Here is an 18,038-nt window from a genome sequence, read left to right on the forward strand (position 1 = left end):
CCCGATGCGCGTGACGAACCGGCTGGTGGCCATCCTGCTCGCTCTGGCGCTCATGGCCGGCGGACTGCTCGTCACCGTCGAGGGAATCATGGTGGCCGCCGGGCGCGAACCGCTGCTGGTCCCGTTGAACAGCTGGTACGACACGCTCACCTCGATCACCTTCGCCGACCGCATGGTGCTCGCCATCGCGATCGCGGTCGGCGTTCTCGGCCTGCTGGTACTCGTCTCCCAGCTGCGCCCGTGGCGGCCCGAGCGGCTGCCGGTCGAAGGCGCCGAGGGCTGGTTCGTGCGCCGGCGCTCGGCCGAACTCGGCGTCGCCGGAGCCGTCGACGGCCTGCCGGGCGTCAGCGGAGCGCGCGCCAGGCTCGGCAAGGGCTGGCGCGTCGACCTGCGCGCCTCGGGCGACCCCGCAACGCGCGGCGACGTCGAGGAGACCGTCCGCGCCGAACTGGAGCGGATGTCGGCGCCCGCCGGCCGGGTGAAGGTCCGCATGACACGCCCGAGGCGGGTCTCGTGAACAAGGAGGGGCAGCGGTGACCGACACCGGGAACAGGGTCCTGTGGACGATCGTGGGAGTCGTTCTGACCGCCGTGGGAGTGGGCGGCGTGCTCGTCCACTTCGGCGTGTTCCCGAACTTCTCGGCCGACACGCCGGTCCTGGGCCCCGAGGTCCTCGACCTGTGGCGGCGCGGCGGCTCCTGGAGCCTGCCGGTCGTCATCGCCGCCGGCGTGATCGTCGCCCTGATCGGCCTGCTGCTCCTGCGCGGCCAGCTGCGCAAGCGCGGCGAGTCGGGCATGGGCGACCTGGAGTTCGAGCGGACCCCCGAGACCGCGATCGTGCCGATCGAACCCACCGACTACGTCGCCCTCGACGTCAAAGGCGGCGGCACCGCCACCGCCGTGGCCTCCCCGCGCGTCGGCCGCACACGGGTCCGCTCGGGCGGCATGACGCACGCGCTGCAACGCGACCTCGCCACCGGTGCCGCCGTGACCAAGGCGGCCGTCGCGCTCACCGGCGACGCGCCGGACCCCGTCGCCTGGATCAGGCTCGACCTCAAGCCCCAGGCCACCGTCGCCGACGCGCGCGAGCAGGTCGGCGAGGTTCTCGACCGCTTCGGCGAGACCACCGGCTTTCGGCCCGCCCGCCTCGACGTGACCGTGCGGCCCGCCGGCGGACCCGACCGCCGGGTCCACTGACCCGGCGCTCACATCAGCTTTCCGTCCAGCCTCTCCGGCTGCTCCTCCGGCTCCTCGGCCCGCTCGACACCGGTCAGGTGCACCGCGACCGACTCCAGCCGCCCGCCGCCGAGGCGGATCCGCAGCTCGCTCGCACGGGCCGGTCCGACCGCGTGCATCCGGCGCACACCGACCGTCCCGCCGGCCGCGAGCTCGGTTCCGTCGGCGAGGACCGCGTGCGAGGTGATCGCCTGCCCCTCGGCCAGGTCTTCGCGCAGCTCGACGTGGTCGAAGACGAGCTCACGGCCGAAGCGGGCGACGACCTCGCCGTCGGCGACGTCGAGCACGGCCTCGGCCGGCGCCCCGAAACGGCGGCCGAGTTCGGCCCCGAACTCGGCGAGACGAGCGGCGTCGGCGTCGTCGAACAGCCCTCGCCGGTCCGGCGCCACGTTCAGCAGCAGCCCCGCGCCGAGCCCGACCGAGCGGTAGTGGATCGCCATCAGGTGCCGCAGGCTCTTGAGGGTGTGGGCGTCGTCGGGCTGCCAGAACCAGTTCTGCCGGATCGGGACGTCGCACTCCGGCGGCAGGTAGGCCGTCGCGCCGAGGGTGTCCACCTCGCCGGTGAACATCGACTTCTCGGTGTGCGCCACGGCGTACACGCACGGGTCGGCGGCCAGCCCGTCCTCGTTGCCGACCCAGCGGATCGTCGGCCGGCCCATGTTGAACACCATCGCGCCCGGCTGATGGGTCGCCACGACGTCCATGAACCGGTCCCAGTCGTAGGTGCGGCCCTCCGAGCCGGCGCCGTCGAACCAGATCTCGAAGAGCTCGCCGTAGCCGGTGCACAGCTCGGTGAGCTGCCGGACGTAGAAGTCGTCGTAGGCGGCGGGGTCGGCGTAGCAGTCGGCGTTGCGGTCCCAGGGGGACAGGTAGACGCCGAAGCCGATGCCGGCCGCGCGGCACGCCTCGGCGACCTCGCCGACCACGTCGCCGCGGCCGTCGCGCCACGGCGAGGAGCGCACGGAGTAGCCGGTCGTCTCGGTCGGCCACAGGCAGAAGCCGTCGTGGTGCTTGGCCGTCAAGACCAGGTACTCCGCCCCCGCGCCGGCCGCCGCGTCGGCCCACCGGCGCGCGTCGAGGTCGCTCGGATCGAAGGAGGCGGCCGGGAGGGTCCCGTCGCTCCATTCCTTGGCGTGGAAGGTGTTGACGCCGAAGTGGCAGAAGAGGCCGAAACCGGCGCGCTGCCAGGCCAGTTGCCGCGGGGTGGGGACGATGCTCATGATCGACGGAGACTACTACGGGCGGCGCCCGCCCGGAAGTGCCGCTACTCGATCACCAGGAACCTTCCCGGATCCTTGCCCGCCGCCTCGTTGGCCAGCCGCTGCGCCGCCGTGGCCGCCTCGAACTTCGGCCACGCGTCGATGACGGTCTGGCGCACCAGCGCGGGCGTGATCTGGTCGGGCGGATAGCGGTTGTAGAGGTCGTAGCCGAGCCGGATGGCCACGTCGTCGGCGGCGTCGATCTGCCCGCCGGTGCCCGGCAGCCAGGTCGCGTTGGCCGAGTCGAGGAGCCCTTGCTCGCTGAAACCGGCGTGCCTGCCCACATAGCCGTAGTGGATGTTGGACCACACGTCGTAGCGCAGGCCCGCGTTCTTCTCGTCGACCCACGAGTACAGCGAGTTCAGGTCGCCGGTGTCCATGCCCCACTTCTGCGCGATCTGCCACTTGTGGTCCCAGGGATGCCCGGTGGCGACCATGTCCCAGAACTTCGCGTGCGCGACGACCGGGATGACCGCCCGGTTCCAGTACTTGATGTCGGCCGCCTCCGGGCTCAGCGCGTTGCGGCGCATCTCGTCGGCGATGTAGGCGGCGATCTCGTCGAACTGGTCGGGATCGAGCCGCTGCGGCCGGACCTCGCCGGGAGCGGTCGGCAGCACGACCGACGACAACTCCGCCGACAGCCGCGTGTCGGCCTGCCGGGCCAGTTCCAGTGCCCGGCGCACCGCGCCCTGCGCCATCGCGAGCATCCCGTTGCCGAAAGGCACCGGCCGCACCGGGACGAGCGTCCCGGAGTCCTCGACGCGGTACCCGGCCTTGGCCGCCCAGTGTTCGCCCTCCTCGGCGAAGCGCTGCGCGTGCCGGACGGTGACGGTGAAGCTCGACAGGGCCGAGGCGATCATCCGGTAGGCGTGCGAGGCCTGGTTGTAGTCGTTGGCGCGGTTGGCGACGGCGGTCGCCGCGGCGGTGGCGTCCTCGCCCTCCCACGCCGCCGGTATGCCCTTGTGCGCGCTCTCGATGTGGTCGGTGTAGCCGCGGATCTCGGCCGACAGCTTCAGCGCGACCTCCGCACGCTGGTCGATGCCGGCCACGTCGGTGCGGCGTAACTGCGTCCAGGTCACCATGGGGGCCGCCCTAGTCCTTGAGGGTGTTGAGGTGGCGGAGGAAGCGCTCGCGCTCGGCTTGGTCGTTCGCGGTGTGGTTGGCCGCGGCGGTCTCCATGGCCCCGGCGAGGGCGGTGGTGCGCGGATGCAGGCCGCGCAGCTGGGTGCCGAGCTGCGAGCTGATCCGCTGGAGTTCGGCCGCCGCGGAGTAGCCGTTCATCCCCGAGTGCGCCGACTCGACTTGAGGGCTCCGGCCGCGCGCGGCCGACTCGATGTCGTCGGCGGCGTCGCGGACCCGCCTGGCGAGCTGCCGGACCTTCTGCGGGTCGATTCTCATGAGTGACGAGGGTAGTGCAATCAGTACTCAGTGGACAATCCCCAGTGGACCGTGATGGAACGGTTACCCTTCAGGGTTCTCGGCCCGGCCCCCGAAGAACACCTGGGTCTCGGCGACCTGACCGCCGCGCACGGTCAGCACCTCGGCGTTGCGGAAGCGCCCGCCCTCGCGCAACTCGTACTCGTAGAGCACGAACACGTCGTCGCCCTCACCCGGCACGACCTGGAGGAGCACCTGCGTCAGGAAGCGGTCGGCGGTGGGGAAGCAGCGCTCGAAGTAGGCCGCCCGGTCGATGCGGTCGTCCTGCGGGCTGGTGAAGACGAAGTCCGGGGCGACCAGCGCCTCCGCGGCGGCCCGGTCCTGCGCCCGATACGCGGCGAACACCGCTCGTACGACCTCGATGGCGGTCATGTCGCCCTCCCTGCCTCGCCGGATCGCCCCAGCCTCCCAGACAACCGGCCCGAAGGCACCCGGACGGCCCACATCCACCACCGCCCGCCGACGTGTACCGTCGAGCGATGGTGATCAACTTCGGCGGCGAGCCGCTCGCCCCGTCCCCGCTCGATGTGCACTGGATCCACGGCACCGCGCGGGGCTCCGGCCGCACCGACCCGCCGTTGCAGACCTACGCCCACGACCCGTTCACCTACATCCTGCGGCAGAGCAAGGACGTGACCCACGAGGCGCCCTTCCTCTACCTGTTCTGCGGCAACGACCGCGCGCTGCTTCTCGACACCGGCGACGTCGCCGACCCCGCCGTGTGCCCGGTGCGCGGCGCCGTCGACGAGATCATCGACGCGCACCTGGCCGCCCACCCCCGCGAGGGCTACGAACTGATCGTCGCGCACACCCACGGCCACGGCGACCACGTGGCGGGCGATCCGCAGTTCGAGGGACGGCCGGCGACCACGATCGTCGGACGCGAGCCCGACAAGGTCGCCGACTTCTTCGGCTTCACCTCCTGGCCCGAGGAGGTCGTCGGCTACGACCTCGGCGGCCGGGTGCTGGAGATCGTCGGCATCCCCGGGCACCACCGCGCCTCGATCGCGGTGTTCGACCCGCACTCGGGCTTCCTCGTCACCGGCGACACCGTCTACCGGGGCCGCCTCTGCGTCGACGACTTCCCGGCCTTCACCGACAGCCTCGACCGGCTCGTCGACTTCGCCGCCACGCGCCCGGTCTCGCACGTGATGGGCTGTCATATCGAGATGACCCGCCGACCGGGCCGCGACTACCCGATCGGCTCCCCCTACCAGCCGCGCGAGCCGGAGCTGGAGATGCCGGTGGCCCATTTGACCGAGATCCGCGATGCCGCCCTCTCGGTCGCCGAGCTCCCGGGCGCCCACGTCTTCGACGACTTCGCGATCTTCAACGGGCTCGCCATGGACGAACGCCACCGCCAGGACCGGCGGCTCCAGTGGGAACGCATCCGCCGAAACTTCGGCATGCGGCCATGACCGTCCCCTAGAACCCGAAGGCCAGGCCCGGGTCGGGAGTGGGTCCGATCTGGACCGACTCGGGCAGTACCGGCAGCGCGACACGCTCGATCACCTTGTTCACGATCACGTTGACCAGGACCAGTTCCAGCGTCGAGGCGTCGACCAGCGCGACCACCTCGTCGTCGTACCAGCCGGCGAAGCCGTCACGCGTCGGCAGCGACCACTCCATGGTCCCGGTCTGGGCGTAGAAGACCGTCGAGGTCTTCATGAAGCCGTCGCAGTAGCCGTACAGACCGTTGGGCGAGTAGCCCGCGACGTGCCCGGGGCCGCCCTCGATCTGCGCGAAGGCCTTGCCGTCGCCGTCGACGTACTGCGTACCGGACGGCCGGCCCGCCTTGGCCAGGGTCACCGCGTAGTTCTCGGAGTCGCCCGCCCAGGCCAGCGGCGCGGCCAGTTCGTAGTGGTCGAGCGGGATGGCCGTCGTGGTCCCCGTCGCCGGGTCGTGGCGGTGGGCCAGGGAGCGGTCGATCTCGGTGACCAGCAGCGCGCTCCCGTCGGGGGCCCAGACCGCGCCGTCGGCGGGCGGGACGTCCAGCCACGACAGCGCGCTCTCGCCGTCTCGCAGCAGTGCCTCGCGCGTGGCCACCCCGACCTTCCCGTCCTTCATCGCCGCCGACCACACCAGGTCGGCCGAGTAGACGATCCGCAGCGCGAAACCCCGGTAGGCCCCGGTTCGAGGGTCGAACACGAAGGAGTTCCCGGCCACGGTGTAGACCTGGATCATCATCGGCCCGCCACCGGGCGCCGACAGCCCCGGAACGTCCAGATCGGACCCTTGCCCTGCCGGCGGCGCGCCCTGCCGGGGCTGGTCCACCCACGCCAGCGGCAGCGCCACCAGCAGAACCAGCACCAGCACGGCGATCCCGGCGCCCATCGCCCGGCGCCGCCGGCCGAGCCGGTCCAGCACCGTGTCGGCGAGGTCGGCCGGCGGTTCGGGGACAGGGGTCTCGGGCAGCGCGCGCAACTCGTCGCGGACCCGCTCGTGCTCGGTCATCCGTCCTCCGTCAAGACGAGCTCGCCGTGGCGCGTCCGCAGTTTCGCCAGGGCCTTGGCGGCCTGGCTGCGGACGGTGCCGATGGAAACACCGAGGATCCGGGCCACGTCGCTCTCCGGCCGGTCCTCGTAGTAACGCAGCAGGACCACGGCCCGCTGGCGCGGCGGCAGCTGCCGCAGGGCGGTCATGAGGTCGTCGCGGATCACCCACGCCGAGACCGGATCGTGGCCGTGGTCGGGGATGTGGCCGGTGGACACCTCCAGCCGGTTGCGGCGCACCCGCCACCAGTTGATCTGGTGGCGGAACATCGCCTTGCGCACGTAGCCCATCGGCTGGTCCCAGGAGCGGATCCGCGACCAGCGCCGCGCGCACGACAGCAGCGCCGTCTGCAGCAGATCCTGCGCGCGGTGGGCGTCCCCGGTCAGGTAGTACGCCGTGCGCAGCAGGTCGGCCGAGCGCGCGGTCACGAACTCGCGGAACTCGCGTTCGTGCTCGGGTCTCATTCGGCCTCCTGGACGGGCCGGGGGAAGATACCCCGGCCCGCCGCCTGGATCAGCGCACCCCGTAGGCGCGGATGACGGTGTGCTCTGCGGTGTCGCCCTCGGTGTCGGTCGCCTTGACGCGCAAGGAGACGAAGCCCGGACCGTCGGGGCTCGCGATCGAGACCGCCATCCCGTCGACCGGCGCCGGCGCCCAGGTGCCGCCGTCGTCGAAGGACACCTCGACGCTCAGCGAGGCGAGGCCGACGTCGGTCTGGTGCTGCACCGAGATCGGCACCCGCACAAGGGATCCGGCCCGCGCGTAGTTGTACACGTCGAGGCCCTCGGGCGCGAACTTGACCATGGTCAGCGGCAGCGGTTCGGGAGCGTCCGACGGCAGGTCGTTGTGCCCCGAGCGGAAGGTCCACGCCGCCGAGACGTGTGTCGAGAACGGTGAATCGCTGCGCACCGCCTCCGCCTCCAGCCGGTAGGCGGACTCGGTGGCCGGCACCGCGAAGATCCCGAAGCCCTCGCGGAACAAGAACTCCTTGACGAGCACGCCCTCGCGGTAGAGCGCCGTGCGCGAGGAGTCCAGATAGGTGTAGCCGTGCGAGTCGGGGGTGCTGTCACTGGTCAGCGAGATGGCCAGAGCGGTGATGGTGTCGCCGTTGCGGGACAGCATCGGCTCGTCGGTGTAGCGCAGCCCCGGACCACTGACGGCCGCGTTGACCGTCTGCTCGTAGACGCCGCCGGCGACGTGCGCGTAGGGACCGGTGCGGATCAGGTGCTCGGTCGTGGCCACGTCGTCGGCGTCGACGGTGACCTGCTGAAACTCGCTGTGCCAGGTCAGTCCGTCCTCGATGTTGTGATACTCCGTGCGCGTGGTGGGCAGCTTCGCGATCCGCAGCCAGATCCCGCCGTGCCAGCCGTCCTGGTCGAGCGGGATCCAGCCTTTGTAGCCCGACTTGCCCTCGCCCTGCGAACGGTAGGTGACCTCGGTGCGCGCCAGCCGGTCCAGAGCGATGTCGCGGACCACGCCGGTCGGCATCGAGCCGTAGAAGTACCAGGCCAGGTGGTAGGCCACCGGGCTGGCGTAGGTGGTGCCGTCGGCGCCGCGCACCGCCCACGTCCCCGAGACCAGGGCCCGCAGGTCCTCGCGGCCGACCGGTTCGCCGACGGTCGCGGTGTACAGGTTCTCCAGGTTCGAGCCGAACACGATCGAGTCGAAGGAACCGGTGGGCCACAGGCGCTGGTAGCCGACCGTCGCGCGGGCCACCGACACCGAGGGGTCGGGGACGGTGACGGTCACCGGCTTCGCGACGGCGGCGTCGAAGGTGAGCGAGGTGTCGGCGGACAGGTCGAGGAGCGGGCGGTTGAGCCGTGAGGAGACACCGCCGTCCTCGTTGATCACCGCGTCGAGGTGGTAGCGGCCTTTCGGGAGCCGCAGCGTGAGCGTGCCGTCGGGGTCGTGGTCGGAGTGGTACTCGGACCGGTCGAGGTCGACGACGCCGAGCAGGTAGTCGGCGGCGGCCGAGCCGTCGCGGTCGCGCAGGGAAATGGTCAGGTCGTAGCTCTCGGTCTCCTTGTCGACGGCCACGGGCGTGGTGACCGTGATGCCGCGCGCGGTCGCGGTCACACGGCCGGAGTAGAGGCCGTCGGCGCCCCCGCGGGTCGTGTCGACGGTGAGCTTCACCTTCGCGGTCCCCTTGCCCGGGACGATGACGAAGGAGCGGTCCAGCGTGAACATTCCGGCGGGCGCGGCCCCGTCGGGCCCGGAGCCGGTGACGGCCAGGCTCAGCAGGATCGGCGACTTCTCGGCGTTGCGGTAGGTGAGGGTGCGCGTGACGGGCGCGTCGTCGGTGTGCGGCCATTTCGCCGGCCCCGCCGACACCGACGGGGGAGTGACCGTGACCCGCTGCTCGACGGCCGCGGCCACGTCGACGAGACCGGCGCCCTGGTCGTAGGCGCTGACGGCCTCGGCGGGACTCGCCGAGCCCATCAGAGCGGCCTTGAGACGCGGCCCGGACCAGCCGGGGTGGCGCTGCTTGAGGATCGCCGCGGCGGCCGCGACGTGCGGAGTCGCCATGGACGTGCCGTCCATGGAGACGTAGCCCTCGCCGGCGGGTTCGCCGACCTGGCCGCCGGCGGCTGCGGCGGCGACGATGCCGACGCCGGGCGCGGTGATGTCGGGCTTGAGTCCCGCGTCGCCGACGCGGGGACCGCGGCTGGAGAACTCGGCGAGCACACCGCTCTTGTCGACCGCGCCGACGGTCAGGGCCTGCTCGGCGCTGCCGGGGGAGTCGACCGGGGCCGAGATGCCGCTGTTGCCGGAGGCGACCACGAACAGGGTTCCGTACTGCTCGCTGAGTTCGGCGACGGCTTGTTCGAGCGGGTCGACGCCGGGCGTGTCCGGTCCGCCGAGGCTCATGTTGACCACGTCGGCGCCCGACCGCGCGGCCCACTCCATCCCGGCGAGGATCGCCGAGTCGGGGCAGGAGCTGTCGGGGCAGACCTTGCCGACCAGCAGTTCGGCGCCGGGCGCGGCGCCCTTGTAGCGACCCTGCGAGGCGGCGCCGCTGCCGGCGATGATCGAGGCGACGTGCGTGCCGTGGCCGACGGTGTCGGTGGTGCCGTCCGGGCCGCCGGTGAAGTCGCGCGCTTCGATGACGCGGCCGGCGAGGTCGGGATGCGTGGCGTCCACACCGGTGTCGAGGACGGCGACGGTCACGCCTTCGCCGTCGTAACCGGCCTCCCATGCCTGGGGCGCCTTGATCTGCGGCACCGACTCGGCCAGCGAGACCCGCCGCGTCCCGTCGAGCCACAGCTGGGCGACATCGCCGTCGGTGACCTGGTGCCACAGGACCGGGTCGGCCTTGGTGTGCGCGACCGCCGACATGCCCAGGCCCGGCATCCGCGCGGTGACACCCGCGACGGACCCGCCGCGCACGATCAGCGGCACCGCGCCGGTGGCCTCGTCGCCGTGACCGGCGGCGATCAACGCGGCCACGTCGAAGAGCCTGTCGTCGACCCTGCCCTCGGCGAGCGGCCGCAACGCGTCGGCGGGCAGGACGTAGAGGTGCCCGCCGTGCCGCCGGACCTCGAAGGCGATGCCCTCGCGGCCGCGCGCGGGCTCGATGTCGGGCTGCAACTGCTCACCGACTCGGCGGAGGGTCACCCGGTCGCCGGTGACGAGCGTGACGCGGCCGGTCCCGGCGACCGGATCGGTACGGCCCTCGCTCGCGGCGGCGGCGCCAGAGGGCTCGACGGTGGTCACCACGCTCGCGACGACGGCCAAGGCCGCCGTGGCGGCGAGCAGGCGAGTGAACGGCAGGGGTCTCGTGCGCACCTTGTCTCCTGACTGCGACTGTGGCGCGCCAAGGGGGAGCGCGCCGCAGTCGCAGACAGTTCGAGGTGTGCCGATCTATGCCCGGCTTCGCGAGAAAGTTCGCGGGGCCTTGCGAAGGGGGCGGCCGGGGCGGACGACCGTCCACAAGCGACCGCCCCCTGCCTCGCCCGCCCCCGGGAGCCGCCGGCCCGAAGCCCGACAACGGGCCGGCGGCTCCTCGGCTATGCGGTCGAACCCGTCACCGAGCCACCCGACTCGGTCACGTAGTACGTCACGGTCCTCCCACTCCAGAAATGGAAGGTCAGCGTGACCCGTTGCCCGTCGTTGACCTCGGCGAAGAACGCCGGCGTCAACTTGATCGAACCGGCCGCGTAATCCGGCTCGAATGCCCGGGCGAACTCCTTGAACGGGGTCCAGTTGTGTGGCCCGGCACTGCTTCCGTCGGCGTACTTCGCCTCCATCGTCGCCAGCTGGTCCCCGCGGAACTGCGTCGGCACGGCGAAGGCGCTCGCCGCCCCGATCGCGTTGGCCACGGTGGGAGCGTCGAAGGAGACCAGACTGATCCGCCACGGCGCGCCCTGCGAGAAGTCGGCGTGCAGGGACGCCCGCACACCGTATGCGGGGTTGGCGCCCAGCAGCCGCGTGAGCGTCGCCGCCTTGATGGTGAGCTGACTGCCCGAGACCGTGTAGTCGGTCCCCGCGACCAGCGCGGTGGTCCCGTGCCGCAGGCGCTGGAACGCGGTGCCGTTGAGGTTCAGTGTCACCACCGCGTCGGTGACGGCACTGGCCCTGGCGACGAACACCTGGTCGGTCGAGGCGGTGCCCGACCGTGTCGTCCAGCTCGCCTTGAGCAGCGCGAACAGCTCCGGATCGCTCCACTGGAAGGAGGTCCGGCCGAAGTGCTGGCCGTTGTCCCACAGCTGGAGCGTCAGGTTCTTCTGGCGTGCGTACTGTCCGGCGAACTCGAAGAACTTGAGCTTCTCGCCCTGCTCGATCGTGCCGGTGTGCGCGTCGAAGCCGAGCAGTCCGTACTCGCCGATCAGGACGGGGATGCCCTGCGAGACGAACTCGGCGTGCACCCGGTCGAAGGTGGCGACGATGTCCTGCTGGACCTCGGCGTTGAAGCGGGTGAAGCCGGCGACGTTCACGCTGAAGGGCCAGAACCCGTAGTAGTGCACGGTCGCGGCGATGTTGGGGTCGTCGAGCGCGGCGATCGTGGCGCTGAGCGCGTCGAGCCGGCCCTGGTCGGCGTTGGTGTGCAGCGTCGGCAGAATCAGCACCCGGTCGGCGTTGTTGCCGCCGGTGCCGCGCACGATCTCGTGGAACGAGGTGTTGAGCTCGTCGAGGAGGCCGTAGGCGGTGGTGTCGTCGACGTTGTTGAACTGCGGTTCGTTGACGCTCTCGAAGAGCAGCTTCGGTGAGGAGTCGCGGAACTTCGCCGCCAGTGCCGTCCAGATCGCGTCGTAGCGCGCCATGACCTCGGCGTGCTTCGCCTGCATGTCGGCGATCCAGATCCACGAGTCGTGGTGGATGTTGACCACGACGTACAGATCGGCGGCCAGCGCCCAGCCGACGACCTCGGCCACCCGGTTCAGATAGGCCGTCTCGACGGCGTACCCGGGCCCGGCGCCCTGGTGGTCGTCCCAGGTGACCGGCACGCGGATGCTCTTGTAGCCCTGCGCGCGGATGTTCTGGATCAGTGACTGCGTGACGCGCGGGTTTCCCCACGCCGTCTCGTCGGCGCCGACCGAGTCGAGCGAGTTGCCGAGGTTCCAGCCCGGCTGCATCGCCGCGACCGTCTCCATGGGATCGACGTCACCGCCGGGCGGCGGAGTCGTCGTCGGCGGGGTGGTCGGCCCGCCGACGCCTCCGTCGCACAGGACGCCGTTGAGGGTGAACGAGGCCGGTGCGGTGTTGGCGCCCGTCCAGGATCCGTTGAAGCCGAAGGAGACCGAGGCGTTGGTGCCGATGGAGGCGTTGTAGCCGACGTTGGCGGCCGTCGCCTGGTTTCCCGAGGAGGTCACGACGGCGCTCCACGCCTGCGCGACCCGCTGGCCGGACGGGAAGGTCCAGGCCAGCGACCAGCCGTTGATGGGCGAGCCGAGGTTCGTCACGTTCACGCCGGCGGTGAATCCGCCGGGCCACTGGTTCTGGACGGTGTAGTCCACGTCGCATCCCTCGGCCGCGTAAGCCGCGGTCGGTACCAGGATGCCGAGTCCCGCTAATAAGGTCGCGACCGCCGTGGTGGCCAGTGCGATCCATCTTCTTGTCAGTCGCTTGTCGCGTTCAACGCCTTCCACGGCGCTCCTTAGGGTCGCGTGCAACGTCAGGGGGCGAGCCGGCCGAGGATCCATCGACGGTGTGCAGCCAGATTAAGTTGGCAAGCCAAACTTTGTCAATCCACGTCAGTGGGGATCAAGGCCCGCTACGACGTCACTCGGGAGAGCCGGGCAGCCCGTCTCGGTGCGCGATTGCGGGGGCCCGGCCGCGTCCGGCGACGCCGAGCTCCCGCTCCACCGGTCCGGCCCCGTTTCGCCGGACATGAGAAAGGGAGCGCCCGCGACGCGGACGCTCCCTTCAAGCTGTTGGGGTGGGGGTCAGTTCTTGTCCTGCTTCCAGGACAGCGGGCCGGGCAGGTCCACCCGGTGGCGGCGGGCCTTGGAGTTCCAGGACCAGCGGCCGATCTTGATACTCCACGACGAGAAGCCGTTCTCGGTGAAGTTGAGGATCAGCGGCCCGAACTTCTTACGCTTGCGGAACATGAGTCCCATGGGGCTGTGGTCCTTCCTCATGTCGGTCACTCAGGGGGTGTCAGGTTGATGCCCGAACACCCGGAGGCCCAAACACTCCCAGGTCAAACGCCCCAAAGTAGACCGTCCGCAGTGGAGCGAAGTGCGCTCGTTCGCCCACTTCCGTCACCGCCGCCTGATTGACTTCCGGACATGACGAGGACACGCATCTGGGTCAAACCGGAAGGCGCCGAGTTCGTCGCCGCCGAACTGGGCCGCGACCGCCTCAGCGCCTCCGGCACGGCCGTCGGCGCCGACCCCATGCCCTACCGCCTCACCTACGAGCTCGCCACCACCGGCCGCTGGGTGACCTCACGGCTGGTCGTCGAGACCTCCGGCGCCGACCCCGCCACCGGCCCGTGGCGCCGCCGCCTGGAGTTGGGCAACCGCGACGGCGAATGGACCGCCGCCGTCGAGGCCGAAGGAACCCCCGACCTCCCACCGCCCGGCGGTGACGTCGCGGCCCTCTCCGGCGCTCTCGACTGCGACCTGGGCCTGTCCCCGCTGACGAACACCATGCCGGTCCTGCGCGCCGGGCTGCTCGACGGCGGCGGCCCCGTCGAGTTCCTGATGGCCTGGGTGTCGGTGCCCGACCTGGCGGTGGTCCCCTCGCGGCAGACCTACACCTTCGTGAGCGGGGGAGCCGACCACTCCGTCGTGCGTTACGCGAGCCCCGGCTTCACCCGCGAGGTCGTCTTCGACCCCGACGGCCTGGTGCGGGACTACCCCGGCATCGGCCGCGCCGTCGGCTGAGTGCGTGCCCAAAGGGGCAGAACGCGAACAGTCCACCGGCCTTCCACCTTTAGTGTCCAACCCATCGGCCCATTCCCAACGCTGATCACGAAGTCGCCGTCGGGAATCGGACGCAATGGCGTGCTGATCGGAGCGCGTCGGACGTATTCCATAAATCGCGACCCGCGCGTCTAATAGGGTCGGCCCCGCCCCTCCGACCAGCAACGTCTCCCAAAACCCACGTCGGCCGTCGCCGCCCCCCACGAGTCCGACCGCGCCGATAACGCGCTCCTTCGCCCCGCCCGAATTCACCGCGCAATAGAGAACGGATGCCCCCTGTGCAAAAAATCCGCGCCGCCCGGCGCCTCTTCGCGATGCTGATCGCCCTGAAGGACGTGACGCCCTGGGCGGGCGACGGCAAAGCCGTCTGGTCCACCGCCACCAACGGCCGCCTCTGACCCCGTTCCCGCGACGGGCCGCGCCCACCCGACGACCCGCCCCGGGCCTGCGACGAAGCCCACCCCCGGGAGGGGCCTAACCTCCTCGACCGCCTCCGCAGGGGCCGTGTAAGCTACTGCGAGTGCCCGGGAAGAACCGCCGGGCGCGGGGCTGTGGCGCAGCTGGTAGCGCACCACACTGGCAGTGTGGGGGTCAGGGGTTCGAGTCCCCTCAGCTCCACCCAACGTGAAGGCCGTTGACCTGGGAAAACAGGTCAACGGCCTTTGTCGTGTGCACGGTTCGCGCTCTCTGGGGCGTGAGTCGTCACTCCGGTTGAGTCGAGCGCGGTGACTCCCGTCCCACTTTCTGGAACTCGTGATCGGACGAACGTGCGGTGACGCACGTTCTGCCCGGTGGCTCTCGATCTCTGTCCACCCACGTTTGGCCTGCGTCGGAAAATGTCGAACGGCTTGACCGCTTTACGGTCGCGGTTGGCCGCGAGGAACTGACTTCGCTTCCTGTTCCTTGGTAGGCCCCTCGTAGACCATGCAGTCACGCGAGAATCCAGCCCACTTCCGCCGGCCCGGAAGGCCAGAGCCCCGACGAGGGCGACTTCGGGCGCGGCCGGCCAGGGCGATCCCTGGCGGCGCAAGGTTCGGTAAAGCTCTCGTCAAGGTTTCTCGCCCCTCCCGTGCCTAGGTTTGCGACCGCAACGACAACGGAGGGAAAAGACATGTCCAAGAGGTCCATCATCGGTACGGCACTCGCCGCCACGGCCACCGCGCTCGCGGTCTTCGGGGTCGCGGGCGGCGCCCAGGCCGGCGGCTCCTCGCTGATCTACTCGACGAACAGCCAGGGGGTCGTCCTCGGCTCGATGTCGCACATGGACGACGGCGACCAGTTCCGTGTCTACGACCTTGAGGCGGACGGCCACGGCGTCCGCGGCACGCTCCAGGACGCCGCCGGCAAGGTCCTCGCGACCACTTACAACGGCAAGGGCAACGGCAACTACACGTACTTCTTCTACGACGTCGTCCCGGACCGCAGCTACAAGATCATCGTGTGCTCGGTCGACGGCTCGAACGACACGACCGGCTCGTACTGCGGTTCTAAGTGGATCGACGAGTGACCAGGGGATGACGCAGGGTGCGCCACCACGGGTGGCGCATCCCACCGCCATTTGCCGAACATCTCCGGGGAGTTCCTCGACGAGGGCCGAACGACGGCGAAAGGGGCGGACCGTTTCGGTCCGCCCCACGTTCGGTCGCACGATCAGGCGGTGTCACCCGGCTCGTCGACGATCAACGCGGCGAGCCTGATGTTCTCCCACAGCAACTCGCCCGCCTTCTCGGTGATGACCTCTCCGTCGTCGTCGGTGGGGTCGGGTTCGGCCGACTCGCTCGGCCCGCCGTAGGTGAAGTCGGTGATGGCCAGGTTGCGGAAACCGACGTACTCGTGAGTCTCGGGGTCGAGCAGCATCTGCCCGAGAGTCGTGCCGTTCGAGATCCTCCCGACGGCCGTCGTCTCGCGGCCGTCGATCATGACGGGCTCACCGGCGACCGTGACGTCCGGGATCTGGGCCGCCGCCCGGTACAGGCCCGCGGTCAGCGCCGGCGGGAGCAGGTTTCCACTGAGAATGTCGCCGATACGGGCGAAGAGCGTTCCGTTCCACTCCTCCTCCGACTCGGGCAGGATGTAGAAAGGCGGACGGCCGGGGTTGATCCCGTTGTGGTGGTCGATGATCTGCTGACGCAGGGCGGCGAGCAGTGCCGTCGGCTCGGTGGGAAGGGTCACCAGCCAGGGGTACTCGGTGTGGTTCATGTCGGTGAGGGTTCCCACCAGCTCGCCGGTCCGGTCGTACCTCCTCGTGTCCTTGCCGTCGGCGCGATACCAGTTCTCGTCGAAGCCGACGCCGTCATTGCCCTTCCACTCGGCCATCGCGCCGCTCCTGGTGTCGCGGAACTTGATGTAGAACCACTGGTCGGGCTGCGGCTCCGTCCACGGTTGGACGGCGGCGTGGGATGCCGCCATCTCGAAGACGTGGACGGCCTGGGCGGTCGGGTCCGCGTCCGGTTCGGTCGGCGCGCTCCCGCCGCCGGTGGCGACGGTGAGCACGACCGCCGCGGCGGCGACCGCGGCGAGCGCTCCCGTCGCGAGGGCGAAGCGGCGCCGGGGAATCCGGCGCTTCGTCCGGGCGGCGGTGTTCTGGTCTTGGAGGTGGTTCACCACGAACTCCTGGAGTTGGGGCTGCCGGCCGCTCGGGAAGTCCCGCTCGGGGGGCACCGGCAGGAGCCGGGCGAACTCGTCGCGTACGTCCAAGCTGGGCTGGGGGTTCTCGTTCTTCATCGGTTGATCTCCTGAGCGAGCCGGACCGCTTTGTCGCGGTCATCTCTTACCTGTCCGCGGCGCGGCGCGACTTCCCGTTTCGTCTCGGCGGGTTTCAGGCGGCCCGACGAGACGAGCTTCGCCAGCTTCGCCCGCGCCCTCGACAGGCGCGACGCGACGGTCCCCACGGGTACGCCGAGCGCTTCGGCGGCCTGGGTGTAGTCGAGCTCCGCCCACACGACCAGCGCGATCACCTCGCGTTCGGTCTTGCGCAGCTTCTTCATGGAAGCCATGGTCACGGCCAGCCGCTCACGGTCATCGGTGCGACTGGTGACGTCCTCGGCGATGTCGGGGACCGTCTCGGGGTGCGGCATCCGGAGCAGGGCACCGTCGTGGCGCCGGGCCGCCCGGCGGACGTTGCGGGCGATGTTCGTGGCTATGCCGAGCAACCACGGCCGCAGGGACGCCGCTTCATCGCCGGTGTCCCGGTCCACATCGATCCGTTCTCGCAGTCGCCACGCCTCCAGGATGGTCAGTGAGGCGACGTCCTCGGCCGTCGACCAGTTGCCGGTGAGCCGGAAGCTGTGGTTGTACACCGATCGGGCGTGCTCGGCGAAGAGCTCTCCGAAGGCCTCGGGGTCACCGGAGCGAACGCGGGCGCGCAAATTCATCTCCACATCCGTTGACTGTCCGATCGCCGTGGGGACTTCCCGTGATTCAGATCACAGCACTGCGGCAGAGTCGCCGCCGCGCTCAAGTTCCGCTCAAGCTCGGCGCGCCCGCCCGCGGCTATCGTCGCCTTCTCCGTGACCGACCGAGAAAGGCGACCACCGTGGAGTTGCGCACCCAGGACGGACTCTGGTCCGACGGCGCCGGCCGCCTGCCCCGGTGAATCCCGAGACCGCGCCCTCCGGCGCCGCCCCTCTCATCGACCGGCTCGTCACCGAGGTCGACGCGCGACACGCGGAGTCGATACGCGCGAACGCGGCCGCCGGCGACTGGAGGGCCGCCCTCACCGAGCTCACCGCCCGCCTCGTCGATGATGGAACACCGATCGCCAGGCACGAACGCGCCGCGTTGCACGGTGCTCTGTACGCAGCCGGGCTACCCGGCGACATTGTCCGCGCTCTGGTCGTCAAGCCCTTCACGCCCGAGCAGCTGGCCGACATGAGGGAGACGGCCACCGGGACGCGTTCGGTGGTGGAGCGTTTGGCCCCTCGCATCGGAGAGCACGAGGCCGACTACCTCCGCGGCGCCGCCATCGCCGGCGAATGGCGCCTGGCCGTCACCGACCTCATCGGCTACCTCGCCCGTGATGAGATCCCCGTGTCCGCGGTCGACCGCGACGACCTGCGCAAGCTGCTGACCAGGTTCGGTGAACCGCACGACGAGCTCGATCGGCTCATTGTCGACGGGGTGGACGAAGCCTAAGGCAGTCCAACGCCTTCGCCGTTCGCCGACCAGCGCGTCACCCGTCGGAAGTACTCGACGCTCTGGGACGGGCCGCCGCCGTCGTGCGTTCCGGCGCGGTCCCGCCGGGATCT

General features: G+C 70.6%; 18 protein-coding genes and 1 tRNA gene. 8 read left to right on the forward strand and 11 right to left on the reverse strand.

Annotated elements, in window-relative coordinates; translation table 11 throughout:
- Positions 1-4 precede the first annotated feature (4 nt).
- Positions 5-517: a DUF6286 domain-containing protein gene (locus AB0I28_RS27805; protein WP_357498153.1), complete on the forward strand. Its 513-nt coding sequence runs from the start codon at positions 5-7 to the stop codon at positions 515-517.
- A 16-nt stretch (positions 518-533) separates the two neighbouring features.
- Positions 534-1,196: a hypothetical protein gene (locus AB0I28_RS27810; protein ID WP_357498155.1), complete on the forward strand. Its 663-nt coding sequence runs from the start codon at positions 534-536 to the stop codon at positions 1,194-1,196.
- Between the two features lie 8 nt (positions 1,197-1,204).
- Here AB0I28_RS27810 and AB0I28_RS27815 read toward each other — a convergent pair whose 3' ends face one another.
- From AB0I28_RS27815 to AB0I28_RS27830, 4 genes are all read right to left on the reverse strand, one after another.
- Positions 1,205-2,455: an alpha-L-fucosidase gene (locus tag AB0I28_RS27815; protein ID WP_357498157.1), complete on the reverse strand. Its 1,251-nt coding sequence runs from the start codon at positions 2,453-2,455 to the stop codon at positions 1,205-1,207.
- 44 nt (positions 2,456-2,499) lie between these two features.
- The gene (locus AB0I28_RS27820) at positions 2,500-3,576 is read right to left on the reverse strand and encodes a polymorphic toxin type 44 domain-containing protein (protein WP_357498158.1); all 1,077 of its coding nucleotides are present in this window, start codon (positions 3,574-3,576) and stop codon (positions 2,500-2,502) included.
- A 10-nt stretch (positions 3,577-3,586) separates the two neighbouring features.
- Positions 3,587-3,892 carry a type VII secretion target gene (locus tag AB0I28_RS27825; RefSeq protein ID WP_357498159.1) on the reverse strand — a complete coding sequence of 102 codons (306 nt, stop codon included), beginning with the start codon at positions 3,890-3,892 and terminating at the stop codon, positions 3,587-3,589.
- A 63-nt stretch (positions 3,893-3,955) separates the two neighbouring features.
- Positions 3,956-4,303 (reverse strand): nuclear transport factor 2 family protein, encoded by a 348-nt coding sequence (locus tag AB0I28_RS27830; RefSeq protein WP_357498160.1) that lies wholly within the window; start codon positions 4,301-4,303, stop codon positions 3,956-3,958.
- Between the two features lie 107 nt (positions 4,304-4,410).
- On the opposite strand from AB0I28_RS27830, the gene AB0I28_RS27835 reads away from it, so the two are divergent.
- The gene (locus tag AB0I28_RS27835) at positions 4,411-5,349 is read left to right on the forward strand and encodes an MBL fold metallo-hydrolase (protein ID WP_357498161.1); all 939 of its coding nucleotides are present in this window, start codon (positions 4,411-4,413) and stop codon (positions 5,347-5,349) included.
- A 7-nt stretch (positions 5,350-5,356) separates the two neighbouring features.
- Here AB0I28_RS27835 and AB0I28_RS27840 read toward each other — a convergent pair whose 3' ends face one another.
- The 5 genes from AB0I28_RS27840 to AB0I28_RS27860 all read right to left on the reverse strand — a co-directional run bounded on the left by AB0I28_RS27840 (position 5,357) and on the right by AB0I28_RS27860 (position 12,981).
- Positions 5,357-6,385, reverse strand: coding sequence for a hypothetical protein (locus tag AB0I28_RS27840; RefSeq protein ID WP_357498163.1), 1,029 nt, complete (start codon positions 6,383-6,385; stop codon positions 5,357-5,359).
- Positions 6,382-6,888 (reverse strand): SigE family RNA polymerase sigma factor, encoded by a 507-nt coding sequence (locus tag AB0I28_RS27845; protein ID WP_357498165.1) that lies wholly within the window; start codon positions 6,886-6,888, stop codon positions 6,382-6,384. Before AB0I28_RS27845 ends, AB0I28_RS27840 begins: the two co-directional genes overlap by 4 nt.
- A gap of 49 nt (positions 6,889-6,937) precedes the next feature.
- Entirely contained in the window at positions 6,938-10,210 is a 3,273-nt protein-coding gene (locus AB0I28_RS27850; RefSeq protein ID WP_357498166.1) for a S8 family serine peptidase, read from the reverse strand.
- Between the two features lie 221 nt (positions 10,211-10,431).
- The gene (locus AB0I28_RS27855) at positions 10,432-12,483 is read right to left on the reverse strand and encodes a cellulase family glycosylhydrolase (RefSeq protein ID WP_357498270.1); all 2,052 of its coding nucleotides are present in this window, start codon (positions 12,481-12,483) and stop codon (positions 10,432-10,434) included.
- A gap of 324 nt (positions 12,484-12,807) precedes the next feature.
- Entirely contained in the window at positions 12,808-12,981 is a 174-nt protein-coding gene (locus AB0I28_RS27860; RefSeq protein ID WP_357498168.1) for a DUF4236 domain-containing protein, read from the reverse strand.
- Positions 12,982-13,152: 171 nt separating this feature from the next.
- Between AB0I28_RS27860 and AB0I28_RS27865 the strand changes: the two genes are divergently transcribed.
- The 4 genes from AB0I28_RS27865 (at position 13,153) to AB0I28_RS27880 (ending at position 15,298) form a co-directional block, all read left to right on the forward strand.
- A complete protein-coding gene (locus AB0I28_RS27865; protein WP_357498170.1) occupies positions 13,153-13,752 on the forward strand; it encodes a putative glycolipid-binding domain-containing protein in 600 nt (199 codons plus the stop codon).
- Positions 13,753-14,060: 308 nt separating this feature from the next.
- Positions 14,061-14,189 (forward strand): hypothetical protein, encoded by a 129-nt coding sequence (locus tag AB0I28_RS27870; protein WP_357498172.1) that lies wholly within the window; start codon positions 14,061-14,063, stop codon positions 14,187-14,189.
- Positions 14,190-14,336: 147 nt separating this feature from the next.
- Positions 14,337-14,409, forward strand: a tRNA-Ala gene (locus AB0I28_RS27875).
- 493 nt (positions 14,410-14,902) lie between these two features.
- A complete protein-coding gene (locus tag AB0I28_RS27880; RefSeq protein WP_357498174.1) occupies positions 14,903-15,298 on the forward strand; it encodes a hypothetical protein in 396 nt (131 codons plus the stop codon).
- Between the two features lie 143 nt (positions 15,299-15,441).
- Here the strand turns inward: AB0I28_RS27880 and AB0I28_RS27885 are convergent, their stop codons facing one another.
- Both AB0I28_RS27885 and AB0I28_RS27890 read right to left on the reverse strand, forming a co-directional pair.
- Entirely contained in the window at positions 15,442-16,515 is a 1,074-nt protein-coding gene (locus AB0I28_RS27885; protein WP_357498176.1) for a CU044_5270 family protein, read from the reverse strand.
- Positions 16,512-17,165 carry an RNA polymerase sigma factor gene (locus AB0I28_RS27890; RefSeq protein WP_357498177.1) on the reverse strand — a complete coding sequence of 218 codons (654 nt, stop codon included), beginning with the start codon at positions 17,163-17,165 and terminating at the stop codon, positions 16,512-16,514. Before AB0I28_RS27890 ends, AB0I28_RS27885 begins: the two co-directional genes overlap by 4 nt.
- Positions 17,166-17,382: 217 nt before the next feature.
- Here AB0I28_RS27890 and AB0I28_RS27895 point away from each other — a divergent pair, with 217 nt between their 5' ends.
- On the forward strand, positions 17,383-17,925 hold the full coding sequence (locus AB0I28_RS27895) for a DUF6189 family protein (RefSeq protein WP_357498179.1): 543 nt from the start codon (positions 17,383-17,385) through the stop codon (positions 17,923-17,925).
- The last annotated feature ends 113 nt before the right edge of the window (positions 17,926-18,038 follow it).

Origin of the sequence: Phytomonospora sp. NPDC050363 (assembly GCF_040655735.1) — a bacterium.
In the GTDB taxonomy this organism is placed as follows: domain Bacteria; phylum Actinomycetota; class Actinomycetes; order Mycobacteriales; family Micromonosporaceae; genus Phytomonospora.

Coding starts and splice junctions, on each gene's coding strand:
- AB0I28_RS27805 (WP_357498153.1), top strand. CDS start 5: ATGCGCGTGACGAACCGGCTGGTGGCCATCCTGCTCGCTCTGGCGCTC.
- AB0I28_RS27815 (WP_357498157.1), bottom strand. CDS start 2,455: ATGAGCATCGTCCCCACCCCGCGGCAACTGGCCTGGCAGCGCGCCGGT.
- AB0I28_RS27820 (WP_357498158.1), bottom strand. CDS start 3,576: ATGGTGACCTGGACGCAGTTACGCCGCACCGACGTGGCCGGCATCGAC.
- AB0I28_RS27825 (WP_357498159.1), bottom strand. CDS start 3,892: ATGAGAATCGACCCGCAGAAGGTCCGGCAGCTCGCCAGGCGGGTCCGC.
- AB0I28_RS27830 (WP_357498160.1), bottom strand. CDS start 4,303: ATGACCGCCATCGAGGTCGTACGAGCGGTGTTCGCCGCGTATCGGGCG.
- AB0I28_RS27835 (WP_357498161.1), top strand. CDS start 4,411: ATGGTGATCAACTTCGGCGGCGAGCCGCTCGCCCCGTCCCCGCTCGAT.
- AB0I28_RS27840 (WP_357498163.1), bottom strand. CDS start 6,385: ATGACCGAGCACGAGCGGGTCCGCGACGAGTTGCGCGCGCTGCCCGAG.
- AB0I28_RS27845 (WP_357498165.1), bottom strand. CDS start 6,888: ATGAGACCCGAGCACGAACGCGAGTTCCGCGAGTTCGTGACCGCGCGC.
- AB0I28_RS27860 (WP_357498168.1), bottom strand. CDS start 12,981: ATGGGACTCATGTTCCGCAAGCGTAAGAAGTTCGGGCCGCTGATCCTC.
- AB0I28_RS27865 (WP_357498170.1), top strand. CDS start 13,153: ATGACGAGGACACGCATCTGGGTCAAACCGGAAGGCGCCGAGTTCGTC.
- AB0I28_RS27870 (WP_357498172.1), top strand. CDS start 14,061: ATGCCCCCTGTGCAAAAAATCCGCGCCGCCCGGCGCCTCTTCGCGATG.
- AB0I28_RS27880 (WP_357498174.1), top strand. CDS start 14,903: ATGTCCAAGAGGTCCATCATCGGTACGGCACTCGCCGCCACGGCCACC.
- AB0I28_RS27885 (WP_357498176.1), bottom strand. CDS start 16,515: ATGAAGAACGAGAACCCCCAGCCCAGCTTGGACGTACGCGACGAGTTC.
- AB0I28_RS27890 (WP_357498177.1), bottom strand. CDS start 17,165: ATGAATTTGCGCGCCCGCGTTCGCTCCGGTGACCCCGAGGCCTTCGGA.